Raw genomic sequence first — 15,559 nt, 5'->3', positions numbered from 1 at the left:
GCCGGCACCCTGGGACACAGTAGCAGGGTTAGGGTGTGTCGGGGACCGCGTCCGCGAAAGCTTTCGCGTCCGGGACACCCCACCCCGTGGGCACGTCGTAGCCGGGGCCGCAGCTGAACAGATCAGTGGCTCCCTGGGTGATGTCCCGGAAGCTCGCCTGGACCGCAGGTGTGGTGTACAGCATCTGGTTGATGTAGCCGAGCGGCGCCATCCCGTTATCGGCACGGTACTCATTCACGACCGCCGCGAGACCGGCCCAGACCGGCGACGAGAAGCTCGTACCGCCGTAGAGCGACCACTGGCTGTTGTAGTAGACCCAAAAGGGCGAAGCCGGCGACGCGGCCGCAGCGACGTCGGCGACCATGCGGTTGGAGCCGAACTGGGAGGCCGCGTCCACCTGCCACGGGGGCATGTCGAAGGACAGGGTCTCGCCGGAGCCCGACTCGTCCCAGGCGATCTCGTTGGTCACGTTGCCCTGACCGTTGAGGATCACGCGAGTCCCGCCCACGGCGGTGACCCAGGGGCTGGAGCTGGGCGTATCCGTACGTGCGGAATCACCGCTGGCGGAGAAGAAGGTGATGCCCAGGGCCGCCGCGATGAGACCCGAGTCATTGTACTGGTTGCGGACCACCAGCGGCTCGGAGTCCTCGCGGTGCGCGAAGGAATCCGTGAGGATCGAGACGCCGTCGCCCGGGGCGCGGGTCACCGCCTCGTTGGTGCAAAACACCATCGAGGTGTTCTTGGCGTCGTGGCAGGCGTACTGGATCATCGCTGCACCCGGAGCCATCGCGCCCGTCCACTCGGTGTCCAGCTGCGACTCGACAAAGCGCGTCGACGGCGGGTCATCGAGGTTGAAGGTGATCGGGTTCTCGCGAACGATGCCCCAGGACTGCCAGAAGGTCTGGGCCCACTTGCCGTGGGTCGCCGCGCCCATGATCACGCCGACGGTCTGACCGCTGCCGTCGTAGCCGAGGTCGTAGAGCTCGTCCAAGTTGTAGGCACGGGCGACGCGGTCGGGGTGCAAGCGCGAGCCGTTGTTGGCCGTGTTCGGCGGGATGGACTGGATCTCACCGATCTCGTTGGGCAAGACGGTGTCGTCGGCGGGCAGGTCCGCGGTCACGATGCCGGGGCTGCGATCGGCGACGAAGGCCGGCAGCGTGAAGCTGTCGGTGGTGCAGTACACCGGGATGGGATCGCCGCCCGCCTGCGGGTTCTTGCGCATGCACACGTGCAGCTGGGTGTCGAAGGCCTCGTTGAACTGGCCGACGAGCCCCTTGAAGTGGATGAGCATGCGGTTGGTCGCGAGGTAGCTGACCTCGAGGCCCTCGAACTCGAGCCACGCCTGCAGGAGCTCGAAGTCGTCCTCGAGCGGGGCGTGGTTGTCGAGCAGCTCGTCCACGCTCATGTACTGGCCGTAGAGGTCGCTCGACGGGTCGGAGACCTCGAGGGTGAAGTCGACGAGCTCCTCGCGGTCGCGCAGGTACAGGCCGATGAGCGCGCGGAAGCTGTCGTTGGGATCGGCCGCGCCCAGATCGTCGTAGACGCCCGGGAGGGGGCTGGGCACGCCGTCGGGGTTGGGGACGGGCTCCCACTCCTCCTCGGGGATCTCGTCGAGGGGGTTGCCGCCGGTGTCGGTCTCGGTGGTCTCCTCGGTCGACTCCTCTTCGGTGGTCTCCTCGGTCGACTCCTCTTCGGTGGTCTCCTCGGTCGACTCCTCCTCGGTGGTCGTCTCTTCCGTCGACTCTTCCTCGGTCGTCTCCTCCTCGGTGGTGTCCGTGGTGGTGTCGTCCTCGGTCGTGGTGTCGTCGGTCACCTCGCCGACCTCGTCGTCGGTCTCGGTGGTCTCACCCCCGATGGGGGTATCGTCCGAAGGGCAGCCTGGCGCGACAACGGCTAACGCCGCCGCCGCCAGGAGAGGCACTCCAAGCTTCAGCTTGTCTCGTTTCATGTACGTCTCGTTTGTGTTGGGGCGGGGGGCCGGGACTACTCGCTATCGCAGCAGCGGAAGCCAGTGTTGTTGTTGCGGAAGTCGCGGGCGCGCACCGAGTCGATGCCGCAGCGCAGGGTCGGGCCGTTCGAGAAGTACGAGCCACCGCGACGACGACACTCCGTGTCCTGATCGCTGCCCATGCCCTCGGTGTCGCAGGAGTTGGTCCACTCCCAGACGTTGCCGCTCATGTCGTAGATGCCGTCGTAGCCGCCCTCGCAGGAGCTCAGCGTGCCCGCGTCGACGAGCTGGCCGAAGCCCGCGTCGACGCCGTTGCAGGCGTCGTCCTGGTAGAGCAGGCCGTAGGGGTAGTTGGAGATGCCGCCGCCGGTGCAGGCGCGGTACCACTGGTTGCTGGCCGCGTTCTGGACCGTGTTCAGCTCGGCCGCGCCGCCACCGATGGCGCCGCACAGCTCCTTGCCAGCCCACGAGCAGTAGGCCGTGGCGTCGCACCAGTCCACGCCGGTGACGGGGATGCTCTCGACGGGCTCGATGGGCCAGTCGTCGGGCAGGAAGTCGGACTTCCAGCTGCACTCCTCGGGCATGAGCTCGGCGAGGTAGGCGGGCTCGAAGTCGACGGACAGGAAGGCCTGGTACTGGCCGTTGGTGATCTCGGTCGAGTCGATGGTGTAGAGGCCGCTGATGTCGACGGGGTCCGGACCCTCGGGGCAGGGGCCGCAGTTGAAGGTGCCGCAGCCGCCCTCGCAGGGCTCGCCGTTGCCGGTCTCGCCCGTGGTCTCCATGCCCATGGTCTCGCCCATGGTCTCCATGCCCATGGTCTCACCCATGGTCTCCATGCCCTCGGTCTCACCCATGGTCTCGCCCATGGTCTCCATGCCCTCGGTCTCGGTGCCGGTGTCGGTGTCCGTCTCGGTCTCGGTCTCCGTCTCGGTCTCGGTCTCCGTCTCGGTCTCCGTCTCCGTCTCGGTCGTGGTGTCGGTCGTGGTGTCTTCGCCGACGTCGTCGTCGGTCGTGGTCTCGGTCTCGGTCGCGGCGGTCTCAGCCTCGTCGCCGGAGGTGTCACCGGGGGCGTCGTCGGTACAGGCGACGGCGAGCAGGGACGAGGAAAGGAAAATGGCGAGGGTCGAACGGTGAAGGGAGGTCATGTCGAGTCCGGGTGCTTTCAAGCTGGTTAGAAACAGTTTGGATTGTCTTCGGGTGAAGTCTAGGTGGATGCGTCGACTTGGGCGCTGCCTTCGCAGTGTTCTGACAGGCGTGGAAAGATCCGAATTCGCGACCGTTCCCCCAGCGCTTCTCCACCTGAATTTTGCGTACGTCATAGCCCAACATCAGCACCCGCACACCTGAAGAATCCTATACAGGTAGCGCGCCTTCTCACTGTACCAAAGGTCAAATTGGGCATTTTCTCCCCCACTCGCTGCGATTTCGAGAGCGCCGTCCGTTGCCACCTGGACCGATTTTAGCGAGGTGTTCCAACCTCGCTTCAGGCCCGTCAAACACCGAACATCGCGCGTTCAGCCCGTGAGAGAATGTTCATAGTCGGGCGATCCGCCCGTCCCCCAATGGGGCCGCATGGGGCGCTTCCGAGCGCAGATCCTGTCACTAAAATGGCACCGACCCGATGGTGGGTGTCTCGGTAGGAATGAAAGCTTTTCATTCGCCGCCGCAGCAACGAAAGCCCACACCATTGTCCCGTAAACCCCGGGGCCGCAGGCTGTTTACGGAGCAACGCAGGTTGTCCTCGCCGGAGTAGCGAGAGCCTCCCCGGCGGCGACACTCGGTCCCAGCGTCGCCTCCAGCCGCCGTGCAGGCGTTGGTCCACTCCCAGGCGTTGCCGCTCATGTCGAACAACCCGTCCACGCCCCCCTGGCAGCTGGACAGGGTCCCCCCAGCGAGCATGGCGTCCTGGCCCGAGCCGTCGCCGTTGCAGGCCACGGGATCGTAGCTGGCTCCATAGGGGAATTCGTTGGCGCCCTCGGCCGAGCACGCGCGGTACCAGGCGTGGTTGATCGGGTCCGCGGCCACGCCCACGTCCGCGCCCCCGCCCCCGACGGCCCCGCACAGCTCCTTGCCCGCCCAGGCGCAAAACACCATGGCGTCGCACCAGTCGACCCCGACCACTGGCTGGCCGCCGGGCAGATCGGCGCTCCAGCCCTCGGGCTCGAAGAAGCTCTTCCAGCCGCAACCATCGGGCAGCACGGACGCGTCGAGGTCGACGGCCAGGAACTGCGCATACTGCTCGTTGCTGACCTCGGTGGCGTCGATGGTCACGCCGAAGGCCTCGACCGTCGTCGCGGTCGGGCAGTCTCCACACTCGGGCGTCCCGCACACGTCGGCGCAGGACCCCGCCCCGAGGCCGTCTCCCGAGTCGGCCATGCTGTCGTCGGCGTCATCGCCTTCGTCCTCGTCGGTCTCCGCGGCCGCTTCTTCGCCCTCGTCCCCGTCGTCGGTGCACGCGAGCGTGGACACCCCGAGGCAAGCGAGCAACACGGCCCCACCGAGGCCAACGCGAGACTGAGCGAAGCGACGAAACATGACCATGGGCGACCTCCCGGCCATGGTAACAGCTAGCGCGCTGAGCCCGTCGGCCCTTTCGCCGCGCGCGTGCACTCGACGATCATCAGGCTCGAGTCCGGCCCGTGGGCTGAGCCCTCGAAGTCCCCCCACATCGCCTCGACGCGCAGGCCCACGCCGCTCAGGCGCGCCTCGAGCTCGGGGGCCAGCCAGTAGCGCTGACGCACGACCCCCTCGACGGCGGCCTCGGGGTCCAAGCCCACGGGCACGTGGATGTAGGTGACGTCGATGCGCCGCTGCTCGGGCTGCCACGCGCTGCGCTCGAGCACCTCCCAGGCCTCGCCCTCGACCTCGACGGCCTTGACCCGCTCGATCCAGCCGGGATCCATGTCCTCGGGATCGGCCTCGGCGTGGAAGCCATCGGCGGACCAGCAGTCGAAGATGAAGCGCCCGCCCGGGGCGAGGTGGCGCTCGACCACGGCCATCAAGCCGTCGAAGGCCGCGTCGTCGAGCAGGCAGTAGAGCCCGCCGTAGGGGATGATGACCCGCTCGAAGCGGCGGCCCAGCTCGAGCTCGGGCGCGGCCATGTCCGAGGCGACGAGCTCGAGGGTCTCGCCGAGCTCCCCCATGGCTGCCCGGCGGGCGCGAGCCAGGTCGAGCAGCTCGGGCTCGAGGTCGACGCCGACCAGGCTGCGGCCGGGGCGAGCCAGGGCCGCGAGCACCCGCGCGTCGCCGCAGCCGAGCTCGAGCACGCTGTCCGCGTCCGCGCAGCGCCGACGATAAAAGTCGACGTCGCCGGGGTTCCCGTCGTGGACGGCCACGTAGAGCTTCGCCGGGTAGTCCGCGCTCACGCGCCCCTCATACCCGCGATGGCGGACGATGTCGATCGCGGCCCCCAATCGGGCGCGTCCGGGCTCAGGGGGTGCCGGCCAGGGCCGCCTTGGCCGCGTCGAGGCTCGGGTGTGAGGCGGCCACGGACTTCTCGAGGTTCTCGCTCAGCAGCGCGCCATCGACCGCGCGCAGCTTGCTCGAGCCGACCACGAAGCGCCGCTCCTCCCCTTCCCCCTCGTAGCCGCACTCGCCGGGCTCGTCCTTCCAGTCGTCGAACATCTCCGACCACTCGGTGCACGTGTCGCCCTCGAGGGTGTAGACCCGGCCCGAGGCGCAGACGATCGACTGCTCACCCACGACCACGCCCGCGGCCGAGCCCCGGCTGACGTGGACGGCGTCGCCCTTGATCGCGAAGGGTCGGTAAGAGGTCTCGCCGGCCGCCTCGTTGGTCATTGCGATCTGACAGGGCGAGTAGATCGAGAAGCCCAGCTTCTTCTCCTCGCCGCCTTTGACTACCGTGATCGAGTCGCCCTCGATCAACCAGGCCTCGTCGCGGACGACCCAGGCGCCCTGCCAGCGCTGCTTGGCCGCGTCGAAGTCGAAGGCGGCGAAGGGGCCCGTGGGCGCGTCCTTGGGCGTCTCGGGCTCGGGCTCCTCGGTCCGCTCCCCGCTGGGCTTGTCCGCTGAGGGCGCATCCTCGCCAGACTTGCAGCCGAGCCCGGGGAGCGTCAGGGCGAGGGCGAGGGCGCAGGCGTGCGTGAGCGTGAACGGAGACGAGGGACGCATCGCGGCCGAGCCTACCAAACAACGCACCTTTGGCCCCGCGTTCCGCCCATTGCTCAGCTTCGCAGTCCCTTCCAGAGGTCGAGTGCGCGTTGCCCTCTTGCGATGCGTTGCGTCGCGCTTCCCCGCGTCACGCGCAGAATCGTCAACGCCCCGCGTCCGTGATAGGCGATGAACCAGGGCTGAGTTCCCCGGTGAGATGAGCGAGGGTGTGCACATCGAGATCAAGCCGACGGCCGACGGCGTGTGGCTGTCCGCGGCCGCCGGTCGAGCTCGGGTCAGCAAGGTCGGGATGACCGTCATCCGCGTCGACGTCGAGGGCCACGCCTACGCCGAGTTCGCCGAGGTCATGCTCGCGCCGCTCGACCGCCTCATCGCCAACGAGGGCCGGGTGTTCCTGGGCATCGACGGCGAGGGCATGGCCAGCTACGACGCCCGCTTCCGCTACCTGTGGACCGAGTGGATCAAGCGCAACCGCAGCCACCTCGACGGGGTGCTGCTGCTCTTTGGCAGCCGCGCCATCGAGTCCGCCGCGGTGGTCATCAACGCGGTCACGGGCACCAAAGAGGTGCAGACCTGTGACAGCCGCGAGCTGTTCGAGACGCGCCTCGACGACGAGATCCTCGACGCGCGCCGACGCTGACGCGCCCAACGCCGGGCCTCGAGGCGTCCCCAGGGGGCCGCTACATGGGACCAGGGCCCCCGGCCCAGCTGTCGGATGCCAGCGCGCCCCGAAGGCTGTACCCTGCCGCGGCCATGGACGACGTTCGCAAGTCCCCCGACCAGGGAAGCAACCCCGCCGACTCCAACAAGGGTAAGCACGAGGACCTGTCCTTCGCGCGCCACCTGTTCTTCGGCGAGGTCGAGGACGACGAGGTCTTCCCCTACCCCGACGGCCTCAGCGACGAAGAGCGCGAGACCCTGGCCCTGCTGCTCGAGCCCCTCGACCGCTTCTTGCGCGAGCGCATCGAGGACGGCGACGTCGACCACGACTCCCTGCTCGAGCCGGCGCTCATCGACGAGCTCAAGGAGATGGGCCTGTTCGGCCTGCAGATCGCCGAAGAGCACGGCGGCCTGGGCCTGTCCAACACCGGCTACGCCCGGCTGTTCGAGCGCATCTCGGCGACCGACGCGTCCATCGCCGTGACCCTCGGGGCGCACAACTCCATCGGCCTCAAGGGCATCCTGATCTTCGGCACCGACGCTCAAAAAGAGCAGTACCTGCCCGATCTGTCCGGCGGCGACAAGGTCGCGGCCTTTTGCCTGACCGAGCCCAGCTCGGGCTCCGACGCCGCCAGCATCCGCACCCGGGCCAAGCTGTCCGAGGACGGCGAGCACTGGATCCTCGACGGCTCGAAGATGTGGATCACCAACGGCGGCTTCGCCGATCTGTTCACCGTGTTCGCCCAGACGCAGATCGAGGTCGACGGCGAGATGAAGGACCGGATCACCGCCTTCATCGTCGAGCGGGACTTCGGCGGGGTCGAGAGCGGGCCCGAGGAGCACAAGCTCGGCATCAAGGGCTCGAGCACCACCACCATCCACTTCGACGGCTGCAAGGTCCCCAAGCAAAACGTGCTCGGGGAGGTCGGCGGCGGCTTCAAGGTCGCCATGACCATCCTCAACAACGGCCGCTTCGGCCTGGCCGCGGGCTGCGTGGGCGGGGCCAAGCGCCTCATCGGCCTGGCCGCGACCTACGCCAACGAGCGCAAGCAGTTCGGCAAGAGCCTCAGCGACTTCGGGCTGATCAAAAAGAAGTTCGCCGAGATGGCGCTGATGACCTACGCCGCCGAGTCGATGACCTACATGACCTGCGGGCTCATGGACAAGGGCGGCCGCGACTACGCCATCGAGGCCGCCATGTCCAAGGTCGCGGCCTCCGAGGCCATGTGGATCATCGCCAACGAGTGCCTCCAGGTCATGGGCGGCCTCGGCTACTCCAAGGAGTACGTGTTCGAGCGCTTCGTCCGCGACGGGCGGATCAACATCATCTTCGAGGGCACCAACGAGATCCTGCGCCTGTTCATCGCGCTCTCGGGCATCCAGGCCCCGGGCGAGCACCTGCGCGAGCTCGTCGCGGCCCTCAAGAACCCGTGGGAGAACTACGGCATGGTGCTCACGGAGCTGGTCAGCCGCGTGCGCAGCCGGGTGATCACCGAGGAGCTCGACCACGCCCACACCAAGCTCAAGCGCGCCGCGGTCCACATCGAGGACAAGGCCGAGGCCTTCGGCCAGGCCGTCGAGCGCCTGCTCCGGCACTTCGGCAAGAAGATCATCGACGAGCAGATGCTGCTCGAGCGCGTGGCCGACATCGCCATCGACCTCTACGCGATGATCGCCGTGGTCTCCCGGGCCACCCGCGCCCTCGACCAAAACCGCAAGCACGCCGCCCACGAGTGCAAGCTCGCCTCGGTGTTCTGCGAGCAGGCCGACCGCCGCATCCGTCGGCGCCTGCGGGCCCTCGAGCAGGGCCGCAAGAACGGCGACGAGGCCCTGCGCGAGATCGCCGACGCGCTGTTCGAGCACGGCGGCTACGTGCCCGAGCACCCCGTGCTGTAGCGGGCTGCGGGTAGCTCACTGCGCCGGCGCCTCGCCCGCGCAAGCAGCGCGCTATCATGGCGCCATGGATGCGCGGGACGAGGATTCGGGGTTCGACGAGCGCTCGGCGACGCGGACCCGCCTGGAGCGGGCCGCCGTCGAGCTCGCCGCACGCCGCGAGCTCGCGCGCGGGCTCTCGACCCAGAGCATCAGCCTCGCCGAGCGCGTCGAGGCCCTCGGCTTCGGCGTCGAGACGGCGCAGGTCTTCGACCTCCTCCCCGTGATCCACGTGGCTTGGGCTGACGGCGAGGTGCAACGGCAAGAGCGCGAGGCGATCATGCGCGTGCTCGAGGCCCGCGACGTCCAGCAGGGCTCGCCTGCCTACGTCCTGGTCGACTCCCTGCTCGAGCAGCGACCCGCCAAGGAGTACTTCGACGAGACCCTCGCCGTGCTCCGCGACATCGTCGCCGACAACAACCGCCGCGCAGAGGCCCTGGTCGATCTGTGCTTCGTGATCGCCGAGGCTCACGGCGCGGGCTTTCTGAACCTGCGCGACCCCATCGACGCGCGCGAGAAGCAGGCGCTCTACGAGGTCGCCGAGGCCCTCGGCGAGCGGGCGCACACCTGGGTGAAGGCCAAATTCGGCGAATTCTCGTAGGCCTACGGCGACTCCGCCGAGACGCTCGCGTTCACGAAGGCCCGGTAGGCCGAGAGCACCCCCTCCGGGTCTTCGACTTGGGGGTAGTGGCCGATGCGCGGGAGCTCGACGATGGTGTCGCGGCCGGCCGCGATGGGCTCGGCGAGGAGCTCCCGGTAGCGCGCGACCATGTGGGCGCCGGACACCGGATCGACACTGCCGTTGATGATCGCGATGGGCAGCTGCGCGTCGACGAGGGCCCCGACCCAGCGCGCCCGATGCTCGATGCGCTCGGGCATGTAGCGGATCAGCAGGTGGCTGTTGAGCTGCCCGCGCTCGAGGTCGATGAGCGACCAAAAGGCGTCGATCTCGGCGGCGCTGGGCTGGGTGTCCGGGCCGAACACGCGGGCGAAGGCCCGGCCAAAGCTGGCCTTGGTGGTCAGCCGCGAGACCAGGGGGCCGAGGGGGCTGAGCAGCAGCTTTTGGATGATCCGCGCCTGGTGAGTCTCGGGGAACAGGCCGCCGTTGAGCAAGGCCAGCGAGCGCATCGGCGCGGCGAGGTGACCCGCGTCGTGACGGGCGAGGAGCTCCTGGGCCACCGTGTCGCCGTAGTCGTGGGCGAGGACGTGGACGCCCCGATCCAGGGCCTCGGGCGCGAGCCGATCGCGGATCAGCGCCTCGACCAGATCGGCCTGCTCGAGGATGCTGTAGCCGTGGCCCCGAGGCTTGGCGCTGAAGCCAAAGCCGAGCAGGTCGAGGGCCAGCAGGCGGTGCTCGCTGGCGAGGGCGTCCCAGATGGGCGCCCAGTCCCACGACGCGGTCGGGAAGCCGTGGATGAGCACGACGACCGAGTCCGCCCCGGCTGCCGGGTTGGGGGGCGGGCCGCTGTCGACCACGAAGATGCGGTGGCCCAGGTACGCGCGCTCGACCCCGCGCCCCCGCCAATCTGCTGTCGAGGTCACGCCCTTTCATACTTCAGGCCGCCCGAGACAAAGTGTACTTGCGACACTACAACCACCGCGCTAGCCTGGGGGCGTGCCCAGCCACCGCTACCCCTGCACGGGCCCCGTCCCCACGACGGGCTTTGGCGCCTTCCTCGAGGCCGAACTCGGCGCGCCCCGGGCCAACCTGCGCGCCTTCGCCCAGGAGCTGGGGGAGCGCTTCGAGGCCCCTCAGCTGTGCCTGGTCAACTCGGGCTCCTCGGCCAACCTGGCCGCGGCCATGGCCCTGGGCGAGCGCCTCGGCGTCCGTCCAGGTGAGGCTTCGGGCCGCCCGGCCGTCGCGCTGAGCGCGGGCTTCACCTTCCCGACCACGATGTCGAGCTTGCAGACCGCGGGCTTTCGCGTCGAGCTCGTCGACACCGAGCCGGGCGCCTTCAACCTCGACCCCGCCGCCCTCGAGCGGGCGATCACGCCGGACACCAAGCTGGTGTGCGTGACGCACTTCCTCGGCTACCCGGCGGCCCTCGAGGCCATCGTCGAGATCGCCCGGGCCCACGACCTGCTCATCCTCCAAGACGGCTGCGAGACCCTCGATCTGCGCGTGCCAACTGCGGAGGGTGCCCGCCCAGCCCACGCGCTCGGCGACCTGCTGACGTGGAGCTTTTACCACCCGCACCACCTCAGCAGCTTCGGCGGCGGCGCGGTGGTCTGCCCACCGGGGCCCGAGGGCGAGCGCTGGCGCCAGCTGGTCGAGTCCATCACCCACTGGGGTCGGGCCTGCACCTGCCACTACGACCCCGCGCGCTGCTCGGCGCCGGCGGGCATGCACCACAACTTCCACTACCTCCGGCGCGGCCACAACCTGGAGATGTCCGAGCTCAACGCCTGCTTTGGCCGCTTTGGCCTGCGCACCTGGGAGCGGGACGAGGCCCGCCGCAAGGCCCACCACGCGACCTTGAGCGCGGCCCTGGCGGGCATCGAGGGCGTGCGCGTCCACCCGGCCCCGGCGAACTCGGGCTCGGCCTTCGTGTTTCCCCTGACCCTCGAGGCCCCGCGCTTTTCCGCCACCGCGGTCGCCGAGCTGTGCCCGCGCCTCGACGCCCGCGGCGTGGAGATCCGCAGCCTCATGGGCGGCGTGATCCAGGATCAGCCCGCCTACGCCGAGGTCCCCGACCACGGCCTCGAGCGCTGCCGCGAGCTCGCCCGCCGCTCCTTCTTCGTCGGCATCCACCACACCCTCGAGGCCGGCGCCGTCGAGGCCGTGGCGTCGATCTTGCGCGAGGAGCTCTCGCCATGAGCGAGGCCCTCGACCGCCCCCGCGCGCCCACGCCCGCGCTCCGACGAGCCCTGCGTCTGGCCGACGCGCACCCCCACGACTTCACGATCCAGTACCCGCCGCGGCGCGAGTACTTCATGGAGGCCTTCGCCGTCCCGGAGCCCCGGCGCGCGGCCGAGCTCGCCGAGGCCCAGGCGCAGCTGCTCCACGCCGAGCCCCTGCTGCTCTACTGCCACGTCCCCTTTTGCGCGACGAAGTGCCACTACTGCAACTTCGCCGTCGACACCCGCTCGCGGCCGAGCCTGCACGGGCGCTACGTCGACGGCCTGGTCCGCGAGCTCGAGCGCCTCGACGCCCGCCTGCCCGCGTCGACGAGCATCGGCGGCATCGACATCGGCGGCGGGACCCCGACCCTGCTCGAGGTCGACGCCCTCGACCGGCTGCTCGCGGCCCTGGCCCCCTTCGCCGATCGGGCGCGCGACAGCCCCTTCGCGTTCGGCCCCGTGTCCATCGAGACCACCCCCGCGATCGCGGCGCGCGAGCCCGACAAGCTCGCGCGCCTGGCCAATGGCGGCGTGGCGCGGATCTCCATGGGCGTGCAGAGCACGGACGCGGCGACCCTCGAGGCCCTCAACCGCGGACGCCACGGCAGCGCGGCCGGGACCGACCTGCAAGCCCGCGCCCTCGCCAACTTGCGCGGCGCCGGCTTCGAGCGGGTCAACGTCGACCTCATCTTCGGCCTGCCCGACCAGAGCCTCGACCAGTGGCGCCGCGACCTCGACACCGTGCTCGCGGCCGCGCCCGACTCGATCACCACCTACGACTGCCTGTACCGCGGCAAGGGCCGGGTGCTGACGCGCAAGCACGACGCCAGCGGGCGGCCCCGGCCGACCCCCGAGCGCTACGCCGCGCTCTACGACCTCGCCTTCGAGCGCCTGCGCGCGGCGGGCTACGTCGCCCCCTACGGCTCGGTCAACTTCTCCCGGCGCCCCGGCGAGACCGGGACCTCGGCCTACTTCGAGGGTCGCCTGCTCGACGGCCACGCCTACCTCGGCGTGGGCAACTACGCGAGCTCGCAGGCGGGCGCCCGGTGGTGGTTCGCGCCCTACAAAGTCGACCGCTGGCTCGAGGCCGTCGAGTCCGGCGTGCACCTGCCCGCGGGCGACCTCTACCGCCTGCCCGCAGGCGAGCGCGCCGCCAAGCAGCTGCTCTTGGCCCTGAGCTTCGGCGTGGTCGACGGCGCGCGCTTGCGCCGGGCCCACGGGATCGAGCTCGACGCCGTGTGTGGTCCCGCCCTCGAGTTCGCCCTCTCCCGGGGCTACCTGGTCCCCGACGGCGACGAGCGCTGGACCCTGGCGCCGGGTCGCTTCGACGTCCTGCCTCGGCTCCGAGCGTTGTTCCATACCGCCGCCGCCACGGCCTGGCTCGACCGTCAACGCCCCGGCCTGCGCGTGTTGTGAACGAGGCTCCCGCCCGCCGCGATGCCCCATCGCGGACCGCCATGGGCCGCCCAGCCCCCACTCCGTTCAACTTGAAAAGGTCGCGGACAGGGTCGCGGGATGGCTGCGCGACACCCCTTGAATCGCTCCGCCTCGAGCCGGCATGATCTCGAGGTCTTGAGCTTGCCATCCCGGACCCGCCCGGCCGCCCTCGCCGGTCGCTTCTACCCTGGCCGCCCCGGAGAGCTCGCGCGCACCCTCGACGCGATGCTCGACGCGGCGAGCCGTGCCCGCGCCGCGCCGGCGCGTCGGCCCAAGGCCCTGATCGTCCCCCACGCGGGCTACGTCTACTCGGGCCCCATCGCGGCCTCGGGCTACGCCCAGCTGCGCGGCCACGGCGTGGACAAGGTCGTGCTCCTCGGCCCGGCGCACCGGGTCTACGTCGAGGGCCTCGCGCTGCCCGGGGCCGATCGCTTCGCCACCCCCCTGGGCGAGGTGCCCGTCGACGCCGCGCTCGCGGCCGCCCTGCGCCCCCTGCCCTTCGTCGAGACCAGCGCCGAGGCCCACGCCCTCGAGCACTCCCTCGAGGTCCACCTCCCCTTCCTCCAAGCCGTCCTCGACGGGCCCTTTTCCCTGCTCCCCCTCGTCGTCGGCGGGGCCACCCCCGAGCAGGTCAGCGCCGTACTCGAGCGGGTCTGGGGCGGCCCCGAGACCCTCGTCGTGATCTCGAGCGACCTGTCCCACTTCCACGACTACGCCAGCGCCCAGGCCATCGACGCCGACACCGTCGCGGCGATCCTCGCGGGGCGCGTGGGCCTGGATCCCCGCCAGGCCTGCGGCGCTCGCTGCATCGACGGCCTGCTCGAGCTTGGCCGCCGCCGCCCCCTCGAGCTCGAGCTCCTCGATCTGCGCAACTCCGGCGACACCGCCGGCGATCACGCCCGCGTGGTCGGCTATGCCTCCCTTGCCGTGTCCGAGACCCAACCATGAAGGCGAACGCTTCCAACTCCGAGCTCGGTGACATCCTGCTCGCCCGCGCCCGCGCGAGCGTCGGCGCGCAGCTGGGCATCGGCGACACCTGGGAGCCCACGCGCCTGCTCCCGGCCCTCTCCGAGCCCGCCGCGACCTTCGTGACCATCGAGCTCGACGGCCACCTGCACGGCTGCATCGGCACCCTCGCGCCGCGTCGGACCCTGGCTGAGGACGTCGAGCACAACGCCCTCGCCGCGGCCTTCAACGACCCGCGCAGCCGCGCGCTGCTGGCCTCCGAGCTGCCCCGCGCGCGCTTCTCCGTCGCGGTCCTCGACGCCCCCACCCTGCTCCCCTTCCGCGACCGCGACCACGCCCTCGCCCAGCTCCGGCCCGGCGTCGACGGGCTGATCTTCACCTGGCGAGGGCGCCGCGGCGTGTTCTTGCCGCAGGTCTGGGACGTGCTCCCCGAGCCCGAGGACTTCCTCGCCGAGCTCGCGCGCAAGGCCGGGCACGAGCGCGGCTTTTGGCACCCCGAGGTCGTGCTCGAGCGCTTTTGCGTGACCAAGTACGCCGAAGCTCGCCCCCGCGCGAAGGCGCCTCGGTGAGCGCCCCCTACCCCGCTCGCTACTGGCGGACCCGCGACGACGGCCGCATCGTGTGCGAGCTGTGCCCCCGGGACTGCACCCTCTCCGAGGGCCAGCGGGGGCTGTGCTTCGTGCGTCAAAACCACGGCGGCGCCATGGCCCTGACCACCTACGGGCGCTCGTCCGGGCTGTGCATCGACCCCATCGAAAAGAAGCCGCTGAGCCAGTTCCACCCGGGCACCTCCGTGCTCTCCCTGGGCACCGCCGGCTGCAACCTCAGCTGCAAGTTCTGTCAAAACTGGGACATCTCGAAGTCCCGCGACATGGACACCCTCGCCGCCGAGGCCAGCCCCGAGGCCATCGCCCGCGCCGCCCGACGCCACGGCTGCAAGAGCGTCGCGTTCACCTACAACGACCCGACCATCTTCGCCGAGTACGCCATCGACATCGCCCAGGCCTGCCACGCCCTCGACCTGCGCACCGTGGCCGTGACCGCGGGCTACATCTGCGACGCGCCCCGGCGCGAGCTCTACGCCCACATCGACGCCGCCAACGTCGACCTCAAGGGCTTCGACGATGGCTTTTACCGCAAGCTGACCGGCGCGCGCTTGCAGCCCGTGCTCGAGACCCTCGACTACCTCGCCAACGACACCGAAGTCTGGCTCGAGCTGACCACGCTGATCATCCCGGGCTTCAACGACGACGAGGCCAAGCTGCGGGCCCAGTGCGAGTGGATCGTCGAGCACCTCGGCGCCCACGTGCCCCTGCACTTCTCGGCCTTCCACCCCGACTTCAAAATGCTCGAGGTCCCCGCGACCCCGCCCGCGACCTTGCGCCGCGCCCGGGCGATCGCCCGCGAGGTCGGGCTGCACCACGTCTACACCGGCAACGTCCACGACATCGAGGGCGACACGACCGCGTGCCCGAGCTGCGGCGAGACCCTGATCGTCCGAGACTGGTACGCCCTGCTCGAGTATCGCCTCGACGCCGAGGGCCGCTGCCCGAGCTGCGCGACCCCGCTGGCCGGCCACTACGACCCGCGCCCTGGAGACTTTGGCCGACGACGGCTCCGCGTGGTGCTCTGACCCCTACCCAG

Annotated in this window: 14 protein-coding genes; 8 read left to right on the top strand and 6 right to left on the bottom strand. The window is 70.1% G+C overall.

The window, feature by feature from the left end; genetic code table 11:
* Positions 1-28 precede the first annotated feature (28 nt).
* The 5 genes from PPSIR1_RS29115 to PPSIR1_RS29090 all read right to left on the bottom strand — a co-directional run bounded on the left by PPSIR1_RS29115 (position 29) and on the right by PPSIR1_RS29090 (position 6,079).
* Positions 29-1,813, bottom strand: a complete 1,785-nt coding sequence (locus PPSIR1_RS29115; RefSeq protein WP_232296562.1) for a S53 family peptidase — start codon at positions 1,811-1,813, stop codon at positions 29-31.
* Between the two features lie 170 nt (positions 1,814-1,983).
* Positions 1,984-3,093 (bottom strand): formylglycine-generating enzyme family protein, encoded by a 1,110-nt coding sequence (locus PPSIR1_RS44150; protein ID WP_006974792.1) that lies wholly within the window; start codon positions 3,091-3,093, stop codon positions 1,984-1,986.
* A gap of 508 nt (positions 3,094-3,601) precedes the next feature.
* On the bottom strand, positions 3,602-4,438 hold the full coding sequence (locus PPSIR1_RS44145; protein ID WP_198154637.1) for a formylglycine-generating enzyme family protein: 837 nt from the start codon (positions 4,436-4,438) through the stop codon (positions 3,602-3,604).
* Between the two features lie 77 nt (positions 4,439-4,515).
* Positions 4,516-5,313 carry a methyltransferase domain-containing protein gene (locus PPSIR1_RS44140; RefSeq protein ID WP_006974790.1) on the bottom strand — a complete coding sequence of 266 codons (798 nt, stop codon included), beginning with the start codon at positions 5,311-5,313 and terminating at the stop codon, positions 4,516-4,518.
* A gap of 64 nt (positions 5,314-5,377) precedes the next feature.
* A complete protein-coding gene (locus tag PPSIR1_RS29090) occupies positions 5,378-6,079 on the bottom strand; it encodes a hypothetical protein (protein ID WP_006974789.1) in 702 nt (233 codons plus the stop codon).
* Between the two features lie 196 nt (positions 6,080-6,275).
* On the opposite strand from PPSIR1_RS29090, the gene PPSIR1_RS29085 reads away from it, so the two are divergent.
* From PPSIR1_RS29085 to PPSIR1_RS29075, 3 genes are all read left to right on the top strand, one after another.
* The gene (locus tag PPSIR1_RS29085) at positions 6,276-6,719 is read left to right on the top strand and encodes a hypothetical protein (protein WP_006974788.1); all 444 of its coding nucleotides are present in this window, start codon (positions 6,276-6,278) and stop codon (positions 6,717-6,719) included.
* 113 nt (positions 6,720-6,832) lie between these two features.
* Positions 6,833-8,635 carry an acyl-CoA dehydrogenase family protein gene (locus PPSIR1_RS29080; RefSeq protein WP_006974787.1) on the top strand — a complete coding sequence of 601 codons (1,803 nt, stop codon included), beginning with the start codon at positions 6,833-6,835 and terminating at the stop codon, positions 8,633-8,635.
* A gap of 64 nt (positions 8,636-8,699) precedes the next feature.
* Positions 8,700-9,272: a TerB family tellurite resistance protein gene (locus tag PPSIR1_RS29075; protein ID WP_006974786.1), complete on the top strand. Its 573-nt coding sequence runs from the start codon at positions 8,700-8,702 to the stop codon at positions 9,270-9,272.
* Positions 9,273-9,274: 2 nt separating this feature from the next.
* Here PPSIR1_RS29075 and PPSIR1_RS29070 read toward each other — a convergent pair whose 3' ends face one another.
* Positions 9,275-10,213: an alpha/beta fold hydrolase gene (locus PPSIR1_RS29070; RefSeq protein ID WP_006974785.1), complete on the bottom strand. Its 939-nt coding sequence runs from the start codon at positions 10,211-10,213 to the stop codon at positions 9,275-9,277.
* A gap of 73 nt (positions 10,214-10,286) precedes the next feature.
* On the opposite strand from PPSIR1_RS29070, the gene PPSIR1_RS29065 reads away from it, so the two are divergent.
* The 5 genes from PPSIR1_RS29065 to amrS all read left to right on the top strand — a co-directional run bounded on the left by PPSIR1_RS29065 (position 10,287) and on the right by amrS (position 15,548).
* The gene (locus tag PPSIR1_RS29065; RefSeq protein ID WP_006974784.1) at positions 10,287-11,489 is read left to right on the top strand and encodes a DegT/DnrJ/EryC1/StrS family aminotransferase; all 1,203 of its coding nucleotides are present in this window, start codon (positions 10,287-10,289) and stop codon (positions 11,487-11,489) included.
* On the top strand, positions 11,486-12,928 hold the full coding sequence (locus PPSIR1_RS29060) for a radical SAM protein (protein WP_006974783.1): 1,443 nt from the start codon (positions 11,486-11,488) through the stop codon (positions 12,926-12,928). The genes PPSIR1_RS29065 and PPSIR1_RS29060 overlap by 4 nt, the downstream gene beginning before the upstream one ends.
* A gap of 156 nt (positions 12,929-13,084) precedes the next feature.
* The gene (gene amrB / locus PPSIR1_RS29055; RefSeq protein ID WP_006974782.1) at positions 13,085-13,897 is read left to right on the top strand and encodes an AmmeMemoRadiSam system protein B; all 813 of its coding nucleotides are present in this window, start codon (positions 13,085-13,087) and stop codon (positions 13,895-13,897) included.
* A complete protein-coding gene (gene amrA / locus PPSIR1_RS29050; RefSeq protein ID WP_006974781.1) occupies positions 13,894-14,484 on the top strand; it encodes an AmmeMemoRadiSam system protein A in 591 nt (196 codons plus the stop codon). The genes amrB and amrA overlap by 4 nt, the downstream gene beginning before the upstream one ends.
* Positions 14,481-15,548: an AmmeMemoRadiSam system radical SAM enzyme gene (gene amrS, locus PPSIR1_RS29045; RefSeq protein WP_006974780.1), complete on the top strand. Its 1,068-nt coding sequence runs from the start codon at positions 14,481-14,483 to the stop codon at positions 15,546-15,548. The genes amrA and amrS overlap by 4 nt, the downstream gene beginning before the upstream one ends.
* Positions 15,549-15,559: the final 11 nt, after the last annotated feature.

Source organism: Plesiocystis pacifica SIR-1 (assembly GCF_000170895.1).
GTDB classification, from domain to species: Bacteria; Myxococcota_A; Polyangia; order Nannocystales; family Nannocystaceae; genus Plesiocystis; species Plesiocystis pacifica.
This window is presented reverse-complemented; position numbering and strand designations above follow the sequence as displayed.